We start from the raw sequence: 16,716 nt of genomic DNA on the forward strand, positions 1-16,716 counted from the left end.
ACCCCTCCAGCGATTGGCGCACACCGCCGTCGCGAAACAACCCTCAGGCCCGGAACGCTGAGACGTTCCCGCACGCCCTCTCCGTCCTCGGCGCGGGCCGCCCGAATCACCCCGGCATTTCCCGCGCGGCTCTCCGGGGAAGCAAGTAGGCAATCGCGTCCGCCCACGCACAGGGCAGGTAGCACCAAGTAGAAAACGGGAATCGCCCCCGAAAAGTCGAGTAGCCTCCACTCGCGCGCTCATCAAACCCCGCTTCTAGGCTCCAAAGTACTGGGTTAATAAAGTCAATGTAGTGGTCAGAAACGGGTCTCAGCCATGCATGATCAAACAGAATCTCGGGTGTCGTCTGGCCATTTTAACGGCCTTCTTCGCGGTGGACGTATGGGTGGGACTCCGCATCTCCGGAAGCGCCGGGCGGCCACGATCCACGCAATTGCGCCCCGACAACGGCCGTGGTCCCGAAGCGCCTGGGCTTCGCTGCTGTCGGCGACGCTTGCCCTCGCCGCGCTGTCCGTGGGCGAGACCGCCGTTGCGGACGCGGGGACTATCGCCAACGATTCAATGCGGACCGGATGGGACAGGGACGAGMCCGGGCTCTCGCCGTCGGCTGTCGCATCATCGAACTTCGGCAAACTGTTCTCTGCAACCGTGGACGGGCAGGTCTATGCCCAGCCGCTCGTAGTAGGCAGTACCGTGATTGCCGCGACGGAAAACAATGCCGTCTACGGGCTGGACAGCGCCACTGGTGCGGCAAAGTGGACGCGCAAACTCGGGCCGGCATGGCCGGCGTCGACCGTTAACTGCGGTGACCTCACGCCCAACATCGGAATCACGTCCACTCCGGTCTACGACCCGGCGACGAAAAGCGTCTACCTGCTGGCGAAGACGAATGACGGGGCAAACAAACAGCTCCCGCACTGGTACATGCACGCCCTGGATGTCGCGACCGGCGCGGAGAAACCCGGGTTCCCCGTCACCATCGAGGGCTCCCCGACAAATGACCCCACCCGACCGTTCAACCCGATGACAGCGATGCAGCGCCCGGGGCTGCTGCTCTTGAACGGCGTGGTTTACGCAGGATTCGCCAGCCACTGCGACTACACCCCCTTCGTCGGCTATGTCGTCGGCGTGTCCACCAGCGGCCGGCAGACGACTATGTGGGCCACGGAGTCCGGCAACGCCAACGCCGAGGGCGGGATCTGGCAATCCGGCGGGGGACTGGTGTCCGACGGCCCCGATCAAATCCTGCTCACCACGGGGAACGGCATTTCCCCCAAGCCCGGGCCGGGATCGAAGCCCCCCACCACTCTGGCGGAGGCGGTGGTCCGGCTCCGGGTTGGCAGCGACGGCAATCTGAAACCCACCGACTTCTTCAGCCCGGCCGACAACGCGAGACTAAACCGGAACGACGCCGATCTGGGCGCCGGCGCGCCCATCGCGATCCCGGACGGCTATGGCACCGCGGCACACCCGCACCTGCTGGCCCAAATCGGTAAAGATGGCCACCTGTACCTGCTGGACCGGGACAACTTGGGCGGCATGGCGCAGGGGCCGGGGGGAACCGACGCCGTCCTGGACAAGGCCGGTCCGTACAGCGGAGTGTGGGGAAAGCCCGGGTTTCTCGGAACCACCAACGGTGGATACCTCTACGTCGTCGAGAACAACGGGTACCTTCGCGCGTTCAAGATCGTGACGAGCGCTGCGGGCGGGGTCAGCCTCGCCGCCGTAGGGACGTCCGCCGGCACCTTCGGGTTCAGCTCCGGTTCGCCGGTGGTGACCTCCAACGGCAAAGACGGGTCCTCCGCCCTTGTCTGGGTGATCTATGTCAGCGCAGGTACCGGGGCCGGTGCGGAACTGCGGGCCTACCGTGCCATGCCGGACAATACCGGGAACCTCAAGGAAGTGTTCAGCGCCCCACTGGGCATCGGGGCCAAGTTCTCATCGGTGGCAACTGACAAGGGCCGCGTGTACGTCGGCACCCGGGACGGGCACGTCCTGGGCTTCGGCGCCCCGACAACATCGGCGGTAGGGGCAAAGAACACCGACCTCGGCAACGCCAAGGTGGGCACCTCTGTGACCGGGAGCGTAACGATCACGGCGTCTCGGGCGGTGACGGTCAGCTCCATCACGGCCGGGGCCCCGTTCAAGATCGGAACCGGGCTCACGCTGCCCCGGACGTTGGCCAAGGGCGCGAGCATGGCGGTCCCCGTGACGTTCTCGCCGACGGTCCCGGGCCAGGCCGATGGCACGCTGACGGTCAAAACGGCCGACGGCGAGACCGACCTCCTAGGCGTCCACGGCGTCGGCACGAAGGAGGGCCTGGGCGCGACTCCCGCCTTGGTTCAGTTCACCGACGTCCCGACAAAAACGATCAGCCGGCAAACGGTCAACGTCGTCAACACGGGCACAACTGTCGCCAAGATCACCGGCGTCACATTGCCGGCCAACGCACAGCTCAAGGTCGACCCAGCCACGGTGCCGGCTGTGGGGCAGACGATCCAGCCACTCGCATCTGTTGCGGTGTCCATGACATTCAGTCCCACGTCGGCGAGTCCGGTGACCGATACGCTCGTTGTCGCCAGCGACCGCGGACAGGTGACAGTCAAAGTTGCCGCGACCGCCGTCTCAGGCGCGGCGCACCTGCAAATGCCGCGTTCGCTGGACTTTGGTGACGTCCCCGTGGGGACCTCCGTCACCAGGGCATTCCAGATCACCAACACCGGCAACGTCCCGATGATCATCACCAAGGCGAAGGCGCCGCAGGGGGTCTTTTCAACCACCACACCTATTGCCGAGGGGCTGAAGATCCCCGCGGGTGAATCCGCGTACCAGAGCGTGACCTTCACGCCGACGGCCTTCGGGCAGGCCGGGACAACGGAGACGTATTATCTGATCACAACTGACGACGGCCAGGGTGCGCTGAAAGTGATGCTCACCGGGACAGGCACTGACGACCCGATCGCGGCCTACGCCTGGAAGGTCAACGCAGGCCGCCCGGGTTCGGCGCTCGGCCGGTCGCTGACCCTGGAATACGCCGTGGGGGTAGGCAAATGCCAGGACTACGTCCGAGGGGTGATCTGTTGGTCGCCCAAGACCGGAGCCCATTCGGTCCTCGGTGAGATCAACGGCCGCTATAAGGCAGCCGGCGGCGCCGCCGGCATCCTGGGTTTCCCGACTTCCGACGAGAATGTTTCGTCCGACGGCGTGGGACGGTACAGCCACTTCGCCGGTTCGGGCGGGGCTTCGATCTACTTCTCCCCGACGACCGGGGCGCACTTTGTCCTTGGCGCGATCCGGTCAAAATGGATGGCACTGGGCGCGGAGACAGGGCCGCTGGGCTATCCGATCAACGACGAGAAGCACGCCCCGGACGGGGTGGGACGGTACAACCACTTCTCTGGTGCAGGCGGAGCATCGATCTACTGGTCACCGAAAACCTCCGCGCACTCGGTGACAGGTGCGGTCCGAGCCAAGTGGGCGTCACTGGGCTATGAGACCGGGCTTGGCTATCCGACCTCTGACACTACGGCGTCGGCGGACAAGGTGGGGCGCTACAACCACTTCTCAGGCGCGGGTGGAAACTCGATCTTCTGGTCGCCGACGACGGGGGCGCACTTTGTACTGGGTGCCATCCGGTCCAAATGGGCGGCACTTGGCTGGGAGACCGGCCCGCTGCGGTATCCGATCACGGACGAGAAGGGCACCCCGGACAAGGTGGGGCGCTACAACCACTTCTCCGGTTCGGGCGGGGCATCGATCTACTGGACACCGACAACCAACGCGCACTCGGTGACTGGTGCGATCCGGTCGAAGTGGGCGTCGCTCGGCTGGGAGACGAGCAGGCTGGGTTATCCCACGAGCGACTCGTACACGGTGTCTGTCGGTCGGGCAACGGATTTCCAGCACGGGCGGCTGACGTGGAACGCGACGGCCAAGAATGTCACCGGATAGTGGTGTCGCGTCACTTCAGGAACTCCCGGACCGATTGGCGCCCAGACCCTATCGGCCCGGAAGTGGGCGACGGCGACGGCGTAAATTGACTCGGTCGGCACCCGCACCGATGGACAGCCCTTCGACATGCGCGGCGTGACAATCTTCGAGATCGAGGACGGCCGCATTATGGGCGGAAGACTCGGCGAGGGTGTGCGGCATTTCGATCACGAGGGCTTTGGGCAGGCCCAGGAGCCGGCCGGCCCTTGGCGGGGGATTCGCGCCGGGCGAGAGCGATTTGCGAGCGATCCCGGCACCGGACGGGTGCCCGTGCGGGACCCTTGCCGGAAATCTGACTTCGGAGGAGGATGATCGGCACACTGGAGGAGGCCGTCATGACCCAGCTTGGCAAGTTTGAGAAGTACCTGATTGAGGAATTCTTCGACGATTTCCGCTCTGGCGCCATGAGCCAGCGTACGTTCACCCGGCGGGTGGCGTTCATCACGGGCAGCATGGCTGCGGCCTCGGCAGCGATGCTTCTAGTTGGCTGCACGCCCGAAGAGGTTCCCCGGAGCACGGACCCCATGCCGACGCCGAGATCGGCCTCGCCGGGGTCGGGTACCGCGTCCGCGGGCGCGGTGCCGGGGGCCAAGAGCCCGCTGTCCGTCCCGGAGGGGGCGCCCGGACTCACGACGGCGACGGTTCAATTCGCTGCGGGCGGCACCGACATCAGTGGGTATCTCGCCCGGCCCGAAAACGGTACCCCTGGGCCGGCAGTGCTGATCTGCCACGAGAACCGCGGGCTGACACCCCATATCCAGGATGTGGCTCGCCGTTTCGCCAAAGCCGGGTACGCGGCACTGGCCCTGGACCTGCTGAGCAGGGAAGGCGGTACCGCGGGTATGGACCCGGACGCTGTCCCCGGAGCGCTGACCCAGGCCGGGGCGCAGCGTCACGTCTCGGACTTTGCGGCCGCCTTTGACTATCTGAACGCCCAGGACTTCGTTGACCAGGGGCGAATCGCCATGAACGGTTTCTGCTTCGGCGGCGGCATCACGTGGCAGTCGGCGACGGCTATCCCCGGCCTGAAGGCGACCTCAGCGTTCTATGGTCCCGCACCTGATCTGGACAAGGTCGCGGCCATCAAGGCGGCCGTCTTCGGCGTCTACGCCGAACTGGACCAGCGAATCACAGGCGCCATGCCGGCGTTCCGGGATGCCTTGGCCAAAACCGACGTCCGGAACGAGCTCAAGATCTATCCCGGCGTGGACCACGCCTTCCACAATGACACGGGGCCGCGCTACAACCAGGAGCAGGCCACGGCCGCGTGGAATGACACGCTCGCCTGGTTCGGCAAGTATGTGTGAGTGGCGGGGCCGCAGGAGACATGTCTCGACGGGATAGAGGCACGATGTTCGCAGGGCGAACGACGGCCGCCCTGACCGCGGCGGGCGCGTTGACTCTTGCCGGGTATGGCGCCGCACCGGCCACGGACCGGGCGGCCGAAGTCGCCGCTGCCGGGACTCTCGTCTCCGACGGGACCCAAGCCGCCGTCGTCCGCGGCTGGGGACCGGTGGTGGCAGGGGATGAGTTCAGTTACGCCGGACCGCCTGACCGCGCGAAATGGAAGATCTACAAGGGCCCGGGGCACGCGGGCAAGGGGATCCGAAGTCCGAATGCGTTTGCGGTAGGCGGCGGCGTCGTGACCGTCAGCGGCGACCCGGCAGGCACCACGGGTGGCATGTCCGCCAGGTTTGCCCATCGGCAGTACGGGCGCTGGGAGGCACGCATGAAAACCAGTGCGCGGGATACGCAATATCACCCGGTCCTGCTCCTGTGGCCAAACCACAACGAATCGCCCACCTGCGCCGAGATCGACTATGCGGAAGGCACTGCGGATACCACCCTGATTAGGTTCAACCTGCACCACGCCTGCAGCGGCCCACACTTCCAGACCCGGGCCGCGCGAGCCATCGACACGACCCAATGGCACAACTATGCAGTGGAGTGGACGCCCGCCGGGATCACCGGATACCTCGATGGGTCATTGTGGTTTATGGACACGAACCCTGCGCATCAGCCAACGGTGGGGATGCACCAAACGGTGCAGCTTGACTGGTTTCCCAACGGGACCCCCACCAAAGCCAGCCAGATGCAGGTCGACTGGATTCGCGTCTACAAGTGAGCGGTGCGCTTACTCACCCGAGGCAAACTCCGGCCGGACCGGACCGCCAGCGTCCGACGCCCCGTCATAGGGGTCGCCCAAAGCTTTCACTGCCGCGAGGTGTTCCATCAGGGCCCGCTCCGGGTGTCCGGGATGCGCGGCAATCTGCTGGCGAAGCAACTCCCGGGCACGGTCGTGTTCCGGGGCAGTGTCGGCGAGGACGGTGTCAATAATTCTCGCGGCCTGATGTCGGACTCCGGCGGCAGATGCGGCATGTTCCGCACCTGATACCAGGTTCTCGGGATCCTGTTCTTCGAGGCGTCCTGGAGTGGACGAGGGCTCCACCGACATGGCTATTCCTTTGATCATCGTTCCGGCTGAGTCCGGAACCGGCCTGCCGCCTTCCCCCCATCCCGGTACTGTCCCGGGTCCGAAGACGGTCCACCGTGACAAACCCTACAACGGCGCCGGGCCGCCAACCCCTAAAACGAGCGAAGTTTTCGCCAAGTTCATGCGCAGGTCACGTGTCGCGGCCTGCGGAATGCGGACGGCCGCCGGCGCCACAGCATGAAATTCACGGCAGCGATTGCGTTGGTCACCTGCCCGAAAAGACTAGGAAATACTCACCGGGTAGCCTCGCACCAAGGAATCCGTTCGAAAGGTAGTACGCCATGCGTGTTGGACTGATCCGGGTGATGACGACGTCGGACCGACGCCTGCTCCACGCCCACGGGAAACTCCTCCAGGAAGCATTCGGATTTACCGTCACCTCCCGCTGTATTCCGGACCAGCCGTCCGGCGTCTACGACCAGGCTTCGCTCGAGTCCGCGGCGCCCAAGGTAGTCCAACTGGCGCGGGACATGGCCGGGGACGCCGACGCCCTGATTATCAGTTGCGCGTCCGACCCGGGGCTGGCCGCCACCCGGGCGGCCGTGGACATCCCGGTCATCGGGGCCGGCTCCGCAGCCGCGGCCGCGGCCCTGACCTTTGGCGGCCGGATTGGAGTTTTGGGACTCGGCGCCCACGTACCGGGCCCGATCTCGGATGCACTGGGCGAACGCATGCTGCTCATTGACGGACAGGGGCGGGTCGAGACACCCGACGCGTTCCTCATGCCTGCCGGGATCTTCGACGCCTTAGCCGCGGCCCACATGCTGGTTGACGCCGGCGCCGACGTGATCGTCCAGGCCAGCACGGGCCTGAGCAGCATCGGCATGGCGGACGTGCTCCGCCGCCGGCTCGGGGTTCCGGTGATCGACGCGGTGACGGCGGCCGGGTCCATGCTCGTCTCAGCGGTTGTCGCCCGGGAACTTCAGGAGGCTTGAGTCCTGCTGCGGGTGACGGCGCGCCCCTACCCCCGGATGCCGGCCAACGACAAGACAGCCCCGCGCCTTGGTGGGGCACGGGGCTGCCGGGTGCTGAGCCGGTCCTATTTGTAGACGCGGACCCAGTCGACCTGCATCTGTGAAGGCTTGGTGGCCGATCCGTCAGGGAACCAATCCAGCTGCAGCGTCTGATGCATGCCCACTGAGGGCAGGTGCGCGGGGTTCGTGTCGGAGAAGGTCTTCACGCCGTCGATGTAACCGGTGATGCCGGCCGGAGTCCACTCCACTGCGTAGTTGTGCCACTGGGTGGTGTCGATCGTCTTGGCCGCCGTGGTCTGGAAGTTCGAGCCGCCGCAGGCGTAGTGCAGGAAGAACTTGATCTGGGCGGTGTTGGTGCTGCCCTCGGCGTAGTCGATCTCGGCGCAGTTGGGGGAGGTGTTGTTGTTGGGCCACAGGATCAGCACGGGGTGGTACTCCGGGTCCCGGGCGCTGGTCCGCATGCGCGTCTCCCACTTGCCGTATTTCTGCTGCGCAAATTTGGCCGACATGCCGCCCGTGGTGCCGGCCGAATTGCCGCTGACGGTGGCCACGCCATTGGCAACCGACCACGCCTGCGGGCTCCTCACACCCTTGCCGGCATGTCCGGATCCCTTGAAGACGCTCCACTTGGTGGAGTCGGGGGCGCCGGCCTTGGAGAACTCGTCACCAGCAACAACCGCACCCCAGCCCCGGGCCGTGGCGGCCTGGGAACCGCCGCCGGTTGCGGCGACGGCGGCCTGGGCCGCGACGGGAGCGGCGGGCGCTGTGACTGGCGTCGGCGCCGCAGCGGCCGCTTGTGCGCCCGCTGCCGGAGCGACCGGAGCGACCCGCGGGGCGGCGGGTGCGGCGGCGGCCGCAGGTGCCGCGTCGACTCCGGGAGCCGCCGGTGCAGCGGCAGTGCCGCCGACAGGTTTGGCAGCCGGCGCCGCCGGCTTAGGCGCTGCGGCCGCCGAGGCCGCGGCCTTCGCGGCAGGATGCGAGGCCTGCGTGGCCGCCGAGGACGTGGAGTCCACCGCAGAATGCGCGGCCTGGGTAGCCGGAGAAGCGGCTCCGGCGCCCGCCGTGGGAGCGGCGCTGCACCCGGTCAGAGACAGTGCGCCCAGGCTCAGCGCAATCGCTATCTTGTTAAGCTGTGGTGCCGTGAGGCGTGTCTTCGGCTGTGCATCTTTGAACGTCGATTTACTGAGCGTCGATTTACTGAACAACGGTGTTTTCTTGAACAACGGACCCCTCCGGGCTTTCGTGGCTGGCACACACAACCGTCGCTGCCAGGGCGGCGGAAAGTGCGGAAAGTTTCATCCGGCCCCTGCTGCAAGGGCATGGGCGAGCAGACGCCGAGCGGCGCAACGGGACCCTGCGAAGGGGCGGTCCGGGGCCCTGCATTCGGGCCGGGCCTTCTCGGCCAGTGGCCTACGTTACTCGATCGTTACCTTAGCCCGCAAACCTCCCGCTGGGGCGACGGCGAGGATTCTGTATGGCGCCGTCGCCCCGGGGTCCCGCCGCTACGTGCAGCTGGGCTGATATGCCGGGTTGCCGGGCCGGCCGGCCGGCTGCCCCAGTGCGTCGGAGACGAGACGCTGGGTGACGGGGTCGTTGGGAGCCTGGTCGTGGTCAATCACGTCGGCCGGGCACTTGTCCTGGATGGTGATGTTGGTAACCTGCCGGGCAGGACCGGCGAGGAACTGGCTGGGGTAGGGCGTCACCACCTCGTCGTGCGTCGTGGAGATCACCGTGTACGCGGGACCAGGAACCGTGTCACCAATGGAGTTGAGCTTGGCGAGGAATGGTGAACCTGCCTGCTGGTCGGCGCAGGCTTGGCAATTGGACCCTCCCACTGAGGTCGCCGGCGGCACGCTGTCCGGAGAGGGGGTGATCAGCCCGCGGGTGCCGTGGTTGGAGGGCGCAATGCCCACGAGGTGGTTCACCTTGTTCGCACCGCCGAGGAATCCGAGGTAGTAGCGCGGCATCATGCCGCCCTGGCTGTGGCCCACGAGATCAACTTTCCTGGCACCCGTCGAGGCCAGCACTTTGTCGACAAACGGGGCGAGCTGGCGGGCCGAGTCTGCCACCGGGCCCGTGGCATCGACGCCGTTGGTCGCACCGTAGTTGAGCGCGTAAACGCAGTAGCCCTGGCTCTTCAGCGCCGGCGACATCGTCGCCCAGTTCTTCGCCATGTTCTCGAATGTTCCCGGCACCAGGATTACCGGGTAGGGGTGGCTTGCCGAGGGCTTGCAGGACCAGTCATTCGCGCCGGGCGGCGAAACGTCAACGGCATCGGCCTGGGCTGCCGGCACGCCCAACAGGGATGCGCCAAGCAGCGCCAAGGTTGCGGATGCCAAGGTTGCGAGTGCTGCGGGTTTTCTGCGGTGGGACACTGATTACCTCTTCGGTTGGACGCGTCATCTGTGACGGCCTGTGTGATCGGAAGTGAGGTAGGGGATCTGCCCCCGCTGTGATCCGGCTCACTCCTATCACTTCAGCCTAGGAAAGACGCTCCGCGGATCACGTCACCATGCACGTCTGTGCATACCTTTACGGCGGCAGCAGTGCCAGGCGGGGTTGAATGGTCAGCCTGCTGCACAATTGTGCAGACTTTGGGGTTCGAGGGGCCCGCCGCCCGCCGAGCCTCCGGTCGCCTCACTCCCCGGACGGGAAATCGTAGGAGGCCGGGACCTTCGCCGGCGCGGTGCCGTAGGACAGGACGATCTCGTCGTGCGCCTTCAACGGGAGGTCACGGATCCCGGCGTCGTACTTCTTGCCGTTCACGTAAAGGGTCCAGCCGTCCAGCGGACCCTCCCCGGTGCCGGCGGCGCCGCTACCACCGAGGACGCCCCATTCGGTCAGGAGCTGCCCGAGGGTGAAGACCTGGCCCGCGGTGGGGGACTCGATGTGGACCACGCCTGTGGTGTCGTGCGTGTGCAGCGCTGAGATGCCGTTGGCGCGGTGGTCAGGTCCGGCCGTGATGCCGATATTGGCCGGAACCGCGACGGGCTTGCCGTCCTTCAGCACGTCCAGATGCGCGTGATAGTGGTCCACGTTGCCCTCCGCTGTCAGTACCGCGAGACCGGCCTGGGCGATCCGGCCGGGCGCCCCCGCGATGTCCAGGGCAAAATCAGGGGCCGACGCCGCGGAGGCCGCGGGGGACTCAGGCGACGGTGCAGTCGACGGCGCAGGGGCGGCGCACGCTGCCACCCCCAACGTCACGGCGGAAAGTGCGATGGCGAGTGTCAGCTTGGTGTGCATGGTTGCGTGAACCGCTTTCGATCGGAGACTGTCCAGATCAGTCTAGGCAGATGGCCCAGACCGCCCGCTCAGGACAGCGTGGCACCCCCGTTTCCGCCGCGAACCGCGAGGGGAAAGGATGGGCATGTGAGTGATGCCGGCGAATTCATCGACCTCTCGCTGCAGCGGGAAGCTTCCTGGCGCCGTGCCGAGGAGCTGCAGTCGCGGCTGGAAATGGAGCCAGGGGGCAGCGGCCTCCGGTTCTACGGCACCTCCGTGGGTGCCGTGCGCGGCACGGTCCGGGATGCCGGCCGCCGCTATTCCGGGCTGTCCCGCGATGAGGTCACCGCGCTGTGTTCCGAACTGTGGGGTTCGGAGCTGTGGGGCTCCGAACTGTTGACCGTGCCGGTTTTCGAGCGCCGGCTGGCCGCGGTGGTCCTGCTGCAGGCCAATGTGAAGGTTTTGACCAACTCCGACCTCACCCGCTTGGAGGGCTTCATCCGGCAGGCGCGCATGCGGGACCTCGTGGATCCGCTCGCCGTCGACGTCGTCGGGCCCTTGGTGGACGGCCTCGACGTTCTGGCCAGGGTGCGGGCTGACAGTGTGCTGGACCGGTGGGTGCGCGAGCCGGACGCCTGGCTGCGCCGGGCTGCGCTGCTCTCGCCGCTGCTGGCGCTGCGCGCGGGCAAGGGGGACTGGGACAGGTTCGTCCGGCACGCCAACGCGGTGCTCGGCGGCCCTGGCGGGCCGTTCGACGCCGACGCTGACGCCGACGCCGAGGGGCGTGCGGCCCGGGACGCGGTCTCCCGGGTCCTGGCAGAGATGGCAAAGCGGAGGCCGGAGCTGCAATTCACGCCTCTTGGAGATTGACGATCCGACCCAACTACCGCCGATCGGCTGTAGTTCAGATATTCAGACTTTCGGATCTCCCGGACCGCCCGGATCGCCCTGCCCGACGGCGCTGCCGGCTTCCCCGGACCTGCCCCCGGTATTTGCCGGCAACGCGAACGTCCTGGCCGCCCGTGACCCGGCCACAGCGCCCGCGGCGATGGTGACCAGTGCACCCACCAGCAGGGCAGCGGCCTCCCCGGGGAGCAGGACCTGCAGCTGCGTGCCGATGCTCGCCGCCGCCACCGGCACGCCAAGCTGGGCCGCCGACAGCACCCCGAGGGGCAGCGGGAGTCCCAGGAACGCCAGGCCGGCGTGCGTCAGCAGGGCCCCGGCTCCCAGGGCCAGGCCGAGGGCAATCATGTCAGGATGCCCGGCCAGGTCCTTGAGCGTCAGCGATGCACCCAGCCAGACGAAGAACACCGGGCCAAGGAAACCGTCGCTGAGCGCGAACAGTTGCCGGGCCAGCCGCCTCGGTTCGCCGACGGCAGCCATCACCAAACCGAAGGAAAAGCCGGCCATCATCACCGACACGTTGCTGTACGTCGCCAACGCGGCGAGTGTGAACAGCACGGCCAGCTGGATCCGTAGCTCAAGGGCAAACTTGCGGTTTTCCGAGAGCCGGTGCACGCGCCCGCGGATTCCTCTGCCCTCCAGCCAGCGCAGCACAAAATAGAGTGCCACCGCGCAGCCCAACACCGTCAGTACGCCTAAAGCCGCGCGGCCGGCGTGGGGCGGGTCCACCAGGAGCGGCAGCGCCACAATGCAGGCTGTGTCGGCGATCGCCACCTGCGCCGTCATGGCGATGACATCAGGGCCACCCAGACGCAGGGAGTCGACGACGGGAAGCACCAGGGCGGCCGACGAGGACGCCAGCAGCACGATGTAGAGGGGAGCATGTCCAGTCCCGAACAGCAGTCCGATGCCGGTTCCGACTGCCACTGCGGCCGCGGCGGCCGCAATGGCCCGGCGGGAGCCGCTGCCGAGGGCGGGCCGGATCTGCGGATCCCTCACCGGAACATGGGTGCCGGCTACAAACATCATCAGCGCAAATCCGATGTTGGCCAGCAGGCTGAACGTTGGGTCCGCGGGGTCCACCAGGGCCAGTCCCGAGCGGCCGATCGCGATGCCGGCCAGCAGCTCACCCAGCATCACCGGCAGCCGCCAGCGCACCGGCAGGGCCAGCAGGGGGCCAGCCAGGGCCACGACGGCGATCAGCGCCAGGGACAGAAATGTCACGGCTCGCCGCGGCCTGCCTGCCCCGGACCCGACCGCCGCTCCACCACCGCGTAGGCCTTCCCGTCCAGGAAGGCCCAGTCATTGACCACCATGTACCCGAGCGCGTCCACCCGATCATTCAGAACGTGCTCGTCGAAGCCTCCATCGCGCGGTTCCGCGTCCCATGTGGTCACGTGGACGTCCCCGCCGTCTAGGATCAGCAGCTCGGTGTTGATGTCGAAATCCTCTTGGGGCTGTTTGCTCAACTGGCAGATGGCGACACAGTGGCTGTTCATTTCGGGCCTCCGCTTCGGCGTGGTGCTGATGGCATCATCCTATGTTCGGAATAGGCGYCGCCCTATGGGCAATTCGGGGACGGCACAGTGCCCCCGTTACCTGAATGTGACATTCGGGTGCGGTTCGCGCTACGGTTGATGAGTGCCTGTTGTCTCCGATACGGGCGCTCCCCAGCCGATTGCCTAACTCTGCCGCGGCCCGGGGGTAACTCGCATCAACGTCCGGCAGAGACGGGGAAACCACTTTTGATCTGCTGATATGCAGGTCTTGGGGTGAAGCCGCACAGTGCCCGCCACGACGGGCCCGGGAGTGCGGCCGGGTGCCTCCCATCCGAATCCGACAGCTCACCTCGCAGGCATTGGGAGAGGCTACATTTTTCATGACTTCAGTCAATACTTTTGCGCGCCATGCCGCCGTCCTCGTCGCCGCATCCGGCCTGGTCCTGACCAGCGGAATGGCCGCCAACGCAGCTACTGCGCCTGTGCAGCGTGACTCCGCCCCGGCGTCGAATATTAACGTCAAGGGACAGGTCAGCGCCCCCGTCAGCGCCGATTCAAGCGTCAAGATCAGCTTCGAGCGCCCCGCAGTCGATTCTGTCGCCGCGCCGGTCATCGAGCAGCCCGTTGCGCCGGCGCTGGCTCCCGCAGCAGCCCCGGCAGCAGCGCCCAAGGTGGCAGCCAAGGCAACCGTCCAGGTGCAGGCCGCTCCGGCCGCAGCTCCGGCTGCAGCCCCGGCCGCTGCCGGTGGACGCAACGCCATCATGCTCTCGGCCGCGTACAGCCAGCTGGGCATCACCCAGGACTGCACCGCCATGGTGGAAAAGGCCCTTGGCGCTGCGGGTAAGCCTGTTGGCGACATCGGTCCCCGCGCGTTCCTTGGTCTTGGAACCGTTGTGGCCACGCCGCAGCCCGGCGACATGGTGGTCCAGTCCGGCCATGTGGGCATTTACGCCGGCCACGGCCAGGTGGTCAGCGGCGGCATGAACGGCTCGAACCAGACGATGGTTCACCCGCTGTCCTGGCTCACCGCGACCGGTGGCGTGACCTTCGTCCGCGCCTAAGCCGCACGGCCCCTCCCGGGGCCAGGCAGGCCGGGAAGACCGGCGATCGATTCCCTTGGGGGCAATCGATCGCCGGTCTTTCCTGTCTCCGCCGTCGGGGATCCGGGATCCGGGTGGGCGTCTTTCCCCGGCACAGGATCCTCAGGGATTCCCGCTCCCACTGAGCGGAAGCGTCAACTTCATGACGGTTCCCTCGTCGCCCGTCGCGGCCACCTCCACGGTGCCGCCGGCAGCGACGGCAATCTCACGGACCAAGGCCAGGCCGATGCCAAAGCTCCGCTGTCCCTGTGAGCTGCCGTTGCCGGCGGTCCTCACGAACCGGTCAAAGATCCGGGCCTGATCGACGCCGGTGATTCCGGTCCCCGAGTCCGCGACGGTGATCACGGCGCGTCTGTGCTCGACAGAGGTCGTGATGGACACGTGGCCGCCCGGAGGCGTGTGGGCCAGCGCGTTGTCCGCCAAGGCCAGCACGGCACGGCGCAGCGCATTCTTCTCGATCCGGGCCAGCGGCCGGGCATCGGCGGAGAAATCCAGGCGCACCTTCCGCTGCTCTGCCACCGGCTGGAGGCTCCCGGCGACGCTGGCGGCAGCGTCGGCAAGGTCGGCAGGCGGTGCGGAGCGGTCCGGGGCCGCCGCGGTCGCTGCGAGGAGCAGTTCGTTGACAATCCCGGTCAGCGTCGCGGCGTCCTCCCGGATCCGGGCCAGATCCTGGCTCTGCCTGGAACCGGGCACGGTGTTGCGCTGGGCCAGCTGGATCCTGGTGTCCAGGATGGTCAAGGGGGTACGCAATTCGTGGCTGGCGTCCTGGACGAAGCGCCGCTGCCTGGCCAGTGCGTCACCGAGGGGACGGATGGCGCTGCGCGCGCTGAGCCACCCGACGATGCCGGCCAGCAGGATTCCTGCCACCCCGGCGATGACCATGGCTTCGAGGACATCCTTGGAATCCAGGTACGCGAAGGCCGTTCCGGCCGCTGCCGAGCCCGGCACTTCGGGATGGGCCAGTTGATTCATGAGGTACAGCGCCGTGGCCGCGAGGAGCCCGAGAACCATGACCGCGCACGCGGCGCTGATCCGCAGCGCGACCTTGAGGGAGGCCCTGCGGAGGATGGAGTGGTCCGGATTTCCGCCGGCGGGCCCGCCCTCACTCATGCGCATCGCCTATCTGGTATCCGAGGCCGTGCACCGTGCGGATCACGGCTTTGGAGATTTTCCGGCGCAGGTGATGAACATAGGTATCGATCACGCCGGGCTGCTCCGAGACGTTGAAGCACGCCGCGAGGAGCTCGTCCCGGGTGAAGACGCGGTCCGGTTCCGCGGCCAGGGCTGCCAGCAGTTGGCCTTCCTTCGCGGTCAGCGACACCGTTTGCCCGTAGACGGAACGGACGGAACGCTGGGTCGGGTCCAGTTCCCAGTCCCCGATCGCCACCGGTGCCGGGGCCGAGGGAGGGAAGGTCCGCGTCAGTGCGCGCAGGCGTGCTGCCAGTTCACCGGCGTCGAACGGCTTGGTCACATAATCGTTGGCGCCGGCGTCAAGGCCCCTGACCTTTTCGTCGGCATCGCCCAGCGCGGTCAGGATCAGGATGGGCGTGGCAATGCCTTTCGACCGCAAAGCCGCGATGAGGGCGATGCCGTCCATGAAAGGCAGCCCGCGGTCGACCACCATGACGTCCCAGCTCCCGGTCAGCCCCTGGTGGAGGCCATCACGGCCGTTGGTGACCAACTGGACCCGGTAGTCCGGGTCCAGGAGCTCGGCGATGAGCGGTCCCAGAACGGCGTCGTCCTCGACGAGCAGCAGGGACGGGCGGTCAGCAGTAGTCATGTCAGCTATTCTTCCGCGGCCATTTCCTCAGTCCGCAGTCCGTCCCCGGTTCCCGCGGCCGTGTCGCTTGCCGCTGCGACTGAGGCTACTGCGGCTGCGCCGCGGCTGTTGCGGCGGCGCTTGAGGAGCTGCACCACCCACGGCACGACGGAGATGAGGACCATGGCGACGGCGATGACGTCAATATTCTTGGCGACGATGTCAAAGTGTCCCAACCAGGTGCCAAGCATCGTCACGGAGACGGCCCACGCCGCCGCGCCGGCGACATTCCACAGGGTGAAGGACTTGTACTCATAGCGCGCGATCCCGGCGGTAAGCGGAGCAAACGTCCTGACCATGGGGACGAAGCGGGCCAGCACGACGGCGGCCCCGCCGTGGCGGCGGAAGAAGTCCTCCGTAGTGCTCAGGTGTGCCGTCTTCAGGATCCGGGCATCGTCCTTGAACCATCGCCGGCCAAATTTCCGTCCCAGCATGTAGCCGACCTGGTCCCCAGCGACGGCAGCCGCGGTGACGACGCCGATCAGCACCGGCAGCGTCAGGTGCAACTGCTGGTGCAGAAGGCCTGCGGTGAACAGCAGCGAGTCCCCGGGCAGGAAGGGAAAGAGCACGCCCGATTCGATGAAGACCATGAGCGCGATGACGCCCAAAGCGGCCGGGCCCAGCCCGGCGAGCAGGCTTGCCGGGTCCAGCAGTGAGGGCGTACCGGCGGCGTGGGCGGCCGGCAGGAAGGCAAAGACGTCCAAGACGGGCATGC

Annotated in this window: 15 protein-coding genes and 1 riboswitch; of the genes, 6 read left to right on the top strand and 9 right to left on the bottom strand. The window is 67.1% G+C overall.

What is annotated here, in order from left to right:
- The first annotated feature begins 381 nt into the window (after positions 1 to 381).
- The 3 genes from AC1DZQ_RS06655 (at position 382) to AC1DZQ_RS06665 (ending at position 6,115) form a co-directional block, all read left to right on the top strand.
- The gene (locus AC1DZQ_RS06655; RefSeq protein WP_476962764.1) at positions 382 to 3,951 is read left to right on the top strand and encodes an Ig-like domain-containing protein; all 3,570 of its coding nucleotides are present in this window, start codon (positions 382 to 384) and stop codon (positions 3,949 to 3,951) included.
- 347 nt (positions 3,952 to 4,298) lie between these two features.
- On the top strand, positions 4,299 to 5,297 hold the full coding sequence (locus tag AC1DZQ_RS06660) for a dienelactone hydrolase family protein (RefSeq protein ID WP_476962765.1): 999 nt from the start codon (positions 4,299 to 4,301) through the stop codon (positions 5,295 to 5,297).
- Positions 5,298 to 5,341: 44 nt separating this feature from the next.
- Complete coding sequence (locus tag AC1DZQ_RS06665) at positions 5,342 to 6,115, top strand: glycoside hydrolase family 16 protein (protein ID WP_476962766.1); 774 nt, start codon at positions 5,342 to 5,344, stop codon at positions 6,113 to 6,115.
- Between the two features lie 9 nt (positions 6,116 to 6,124).
- On the opposite strand, the gene AC1DZQ_RS06670 is transcribed toward AC1DZQ_RS06665, so the two are convergent.
- Positions 6,125 to 6,445: a hypothetical protein gene (locus AC1DZQ_RS06670; protein ID WP_476962767.1), complete on the bottom strand. Its 321-nt coding sequence runs from the start codon at positions 6,443 to 6,445 to the stop codon at positions 6,125 to 6,127.
- Between the two features lie 320 nt (positions 6,446 to 6,765).
- Here AC1DZQ_RS06670 and AC1DZQ_RS06675 point away from each other — a divergent pair, with 320 nt between their 5' ends.
- Entirely contained in the window at positions 6,766 to 7,419 is a 654-nt protein-coding gene (locus tag AC1DZQ_RS06675; protein ID WP_476962768.1) for an aspartate/glutamate racemase family protein, read from the top strand.
- 104 nt (positions 7,420 to 7,523) lie between these two features.
- Here the strand turns inward: AC1DZQ_RS06675 and AC1DZQ_RS06680 are convergent, their stop codons facing one another.
- From AC1DZQ_RS06680 to AC1DZQ_RS06690, 3 genes are all read right to left on the bottom strand, one after another.
- Complete coding sequence (locus AC1DZQ_RS06680; protein WP_476962769.1) at positions 7,524 to 8,471, bottom strand: glycoside hydrolase family 16 protein; 948 nt, start codon at positions 8,469 to 8,471, stop codon at positions 7,524 to 7,526.
- 489 nt (positions 8,472 to 8,960) lie between these two features.
- Complete coding sequence (locus AC1DZQ_RS06685; protein WP_476962770.1) at positions 8,961 to 9,797, bottom strand: esterase/lipase family protein; 837 nt, start codon at positions 9,795 to 9,797, stop codon at positions 8,961 to 8,963.
- 298 nt (positions 9,798 to 10,095) lie between these two features.
- A complete protein-coding gene (locus AC1DZQ_RS06690) occupies positions 10,096 to 10,701 on the bottom strand; it encodes a DUF4430 domain-containing protein (protein WP_476962771.1) in 606 nt (201 codons plus the stop codon).
- Between the two features lie 126 nt (positions 10,702 to 10,827).
- On the opposite strand from AC1DZQ_RS06690, the gene AC1DZQ_RS06695 reads away from it, so the two are divergent.
- Entirely contained in the window at positions 10,828 to 11,550 is a 723-nt protein-coding gene (locus AC1DZQ_RS06695) for a DNA alkylation repair protein (RefSeq protein ID WP_476962772.1), read from the top strand.
- 42 nt (positions 11,551 to 11,592) lie between these two features.
- Here AC1DZQ_RS06695 and AC1DZQ_RS06700 read toward each other — a convergent pair whose 3' ends face one another.
- Together AC1DZQ_RS06700 and AC1DZQ_RS06705 are read right to left on the bottom strand one after the other, a co-directional pair.
- Positions 11,593 to 12,807: a cation:proton antiporter gene (locus tag AC1DZQ_RS06700; protein WP_476962773.1), complete on the bottom strand. Its 1,215-nt coding sequence runs from the start codon at positions 12,805 to 12,807 to the stop codon at positions 11,593 to 11,595.
- On the bottom strand, positions 12,804 to 13,082 hold the full coding sequence (locus AC1DZQ_RS06705) for a hypothetical protein (protein WP_476962774.1): 279 nt from the start codon (positions 13,080 to 13,082) through the stop codon (positions 12,804 to 12,806). The genes AC1DZQ_RS06700 and AC1DZQ_RS06705 overlap by 4 nt, the downstream gene beginning before the upstream one ends.
- 170 nt (positions 13,083 to 13,252) lie before the next feature.
- Positions 13,253 to 13,455: riboswitch (cyclic di-AMP (ydaO/yuaA leader) on the top strand.
- 7 nt (positions 13,456 to 13,462) lie between these two features.
- On the opposite strand from AC1DZQ_RS06705, the gene AC1DZQ_RS06710 reads away from it, so the two are divergent.
- Positions 13,463 to 14,143 carry a hypothetical protein gene (locus AC1DZQ_RS06710; protein ID WP_476962775.1) on the top strand — a complete coding sequence of 227 codons (681 nt, stop codon included), beginning with the start codon at positions 13,463 to 13,465 and terminating at the stop codon, positions 14,141 to 14,143.
- Positions 14,144 to 14,284: 141 nt separating this feature from the next.
- On the opposite strand, the gene AC1DZQ_RS06715 is transcribed toward AC1DZQ_RS06710, so the two are convergent.
- From AC1DZQ_RS06715 to AC1DZQ_RS06725, 3 genes are read right to left on the bottom strand one after another with little or no spacing between them, the layout of a single operon-like run.
- Positions 14,285 to 15,292, bottom strand: a complete 1,008-nt coding sequence (locus tag AC1DZQ_RS06715) for a sensor histidine kinase (RefSeq protein WP_476962776.1) — start codon at positions 15,290 to 15,292, stop codon at positions 14,285 to 14,287.
- Entirely contained in the window at positions 15,285 to 15,962 is a 678-nt protein-coding gene (locus tag AC1DZQ_RS06720; protein ID WP_476962777.1) for a response regulator transcription factor, read from the bottom strand. The genes AC1DZQ_RS06715 and AC1DZQ_RS06720 overlap by 8 nt, the downstream gene beginning before the upstream one ends.
- A gap of 5 nt (positions 15,963 to 15,967) precedes the next feature.
- Positions 15,968 to 16,714: a DedA family protein gene (locus tag AC1DZQ_RS06725; RefSeq protein ID WP_476962834.1), complete on the bottom strand. Its 747-nt coding sequence runs from the start codon at positions 16,712 to 16,714 to the stop codon at positions 15,968 to 15,970.
- Positions 16,715 to 16,716 lie beyond the last annotated feature (2 nt).

Source organism: Arthrobacter sp. P1_C12_2 (genome assembly GCF_056406415.1).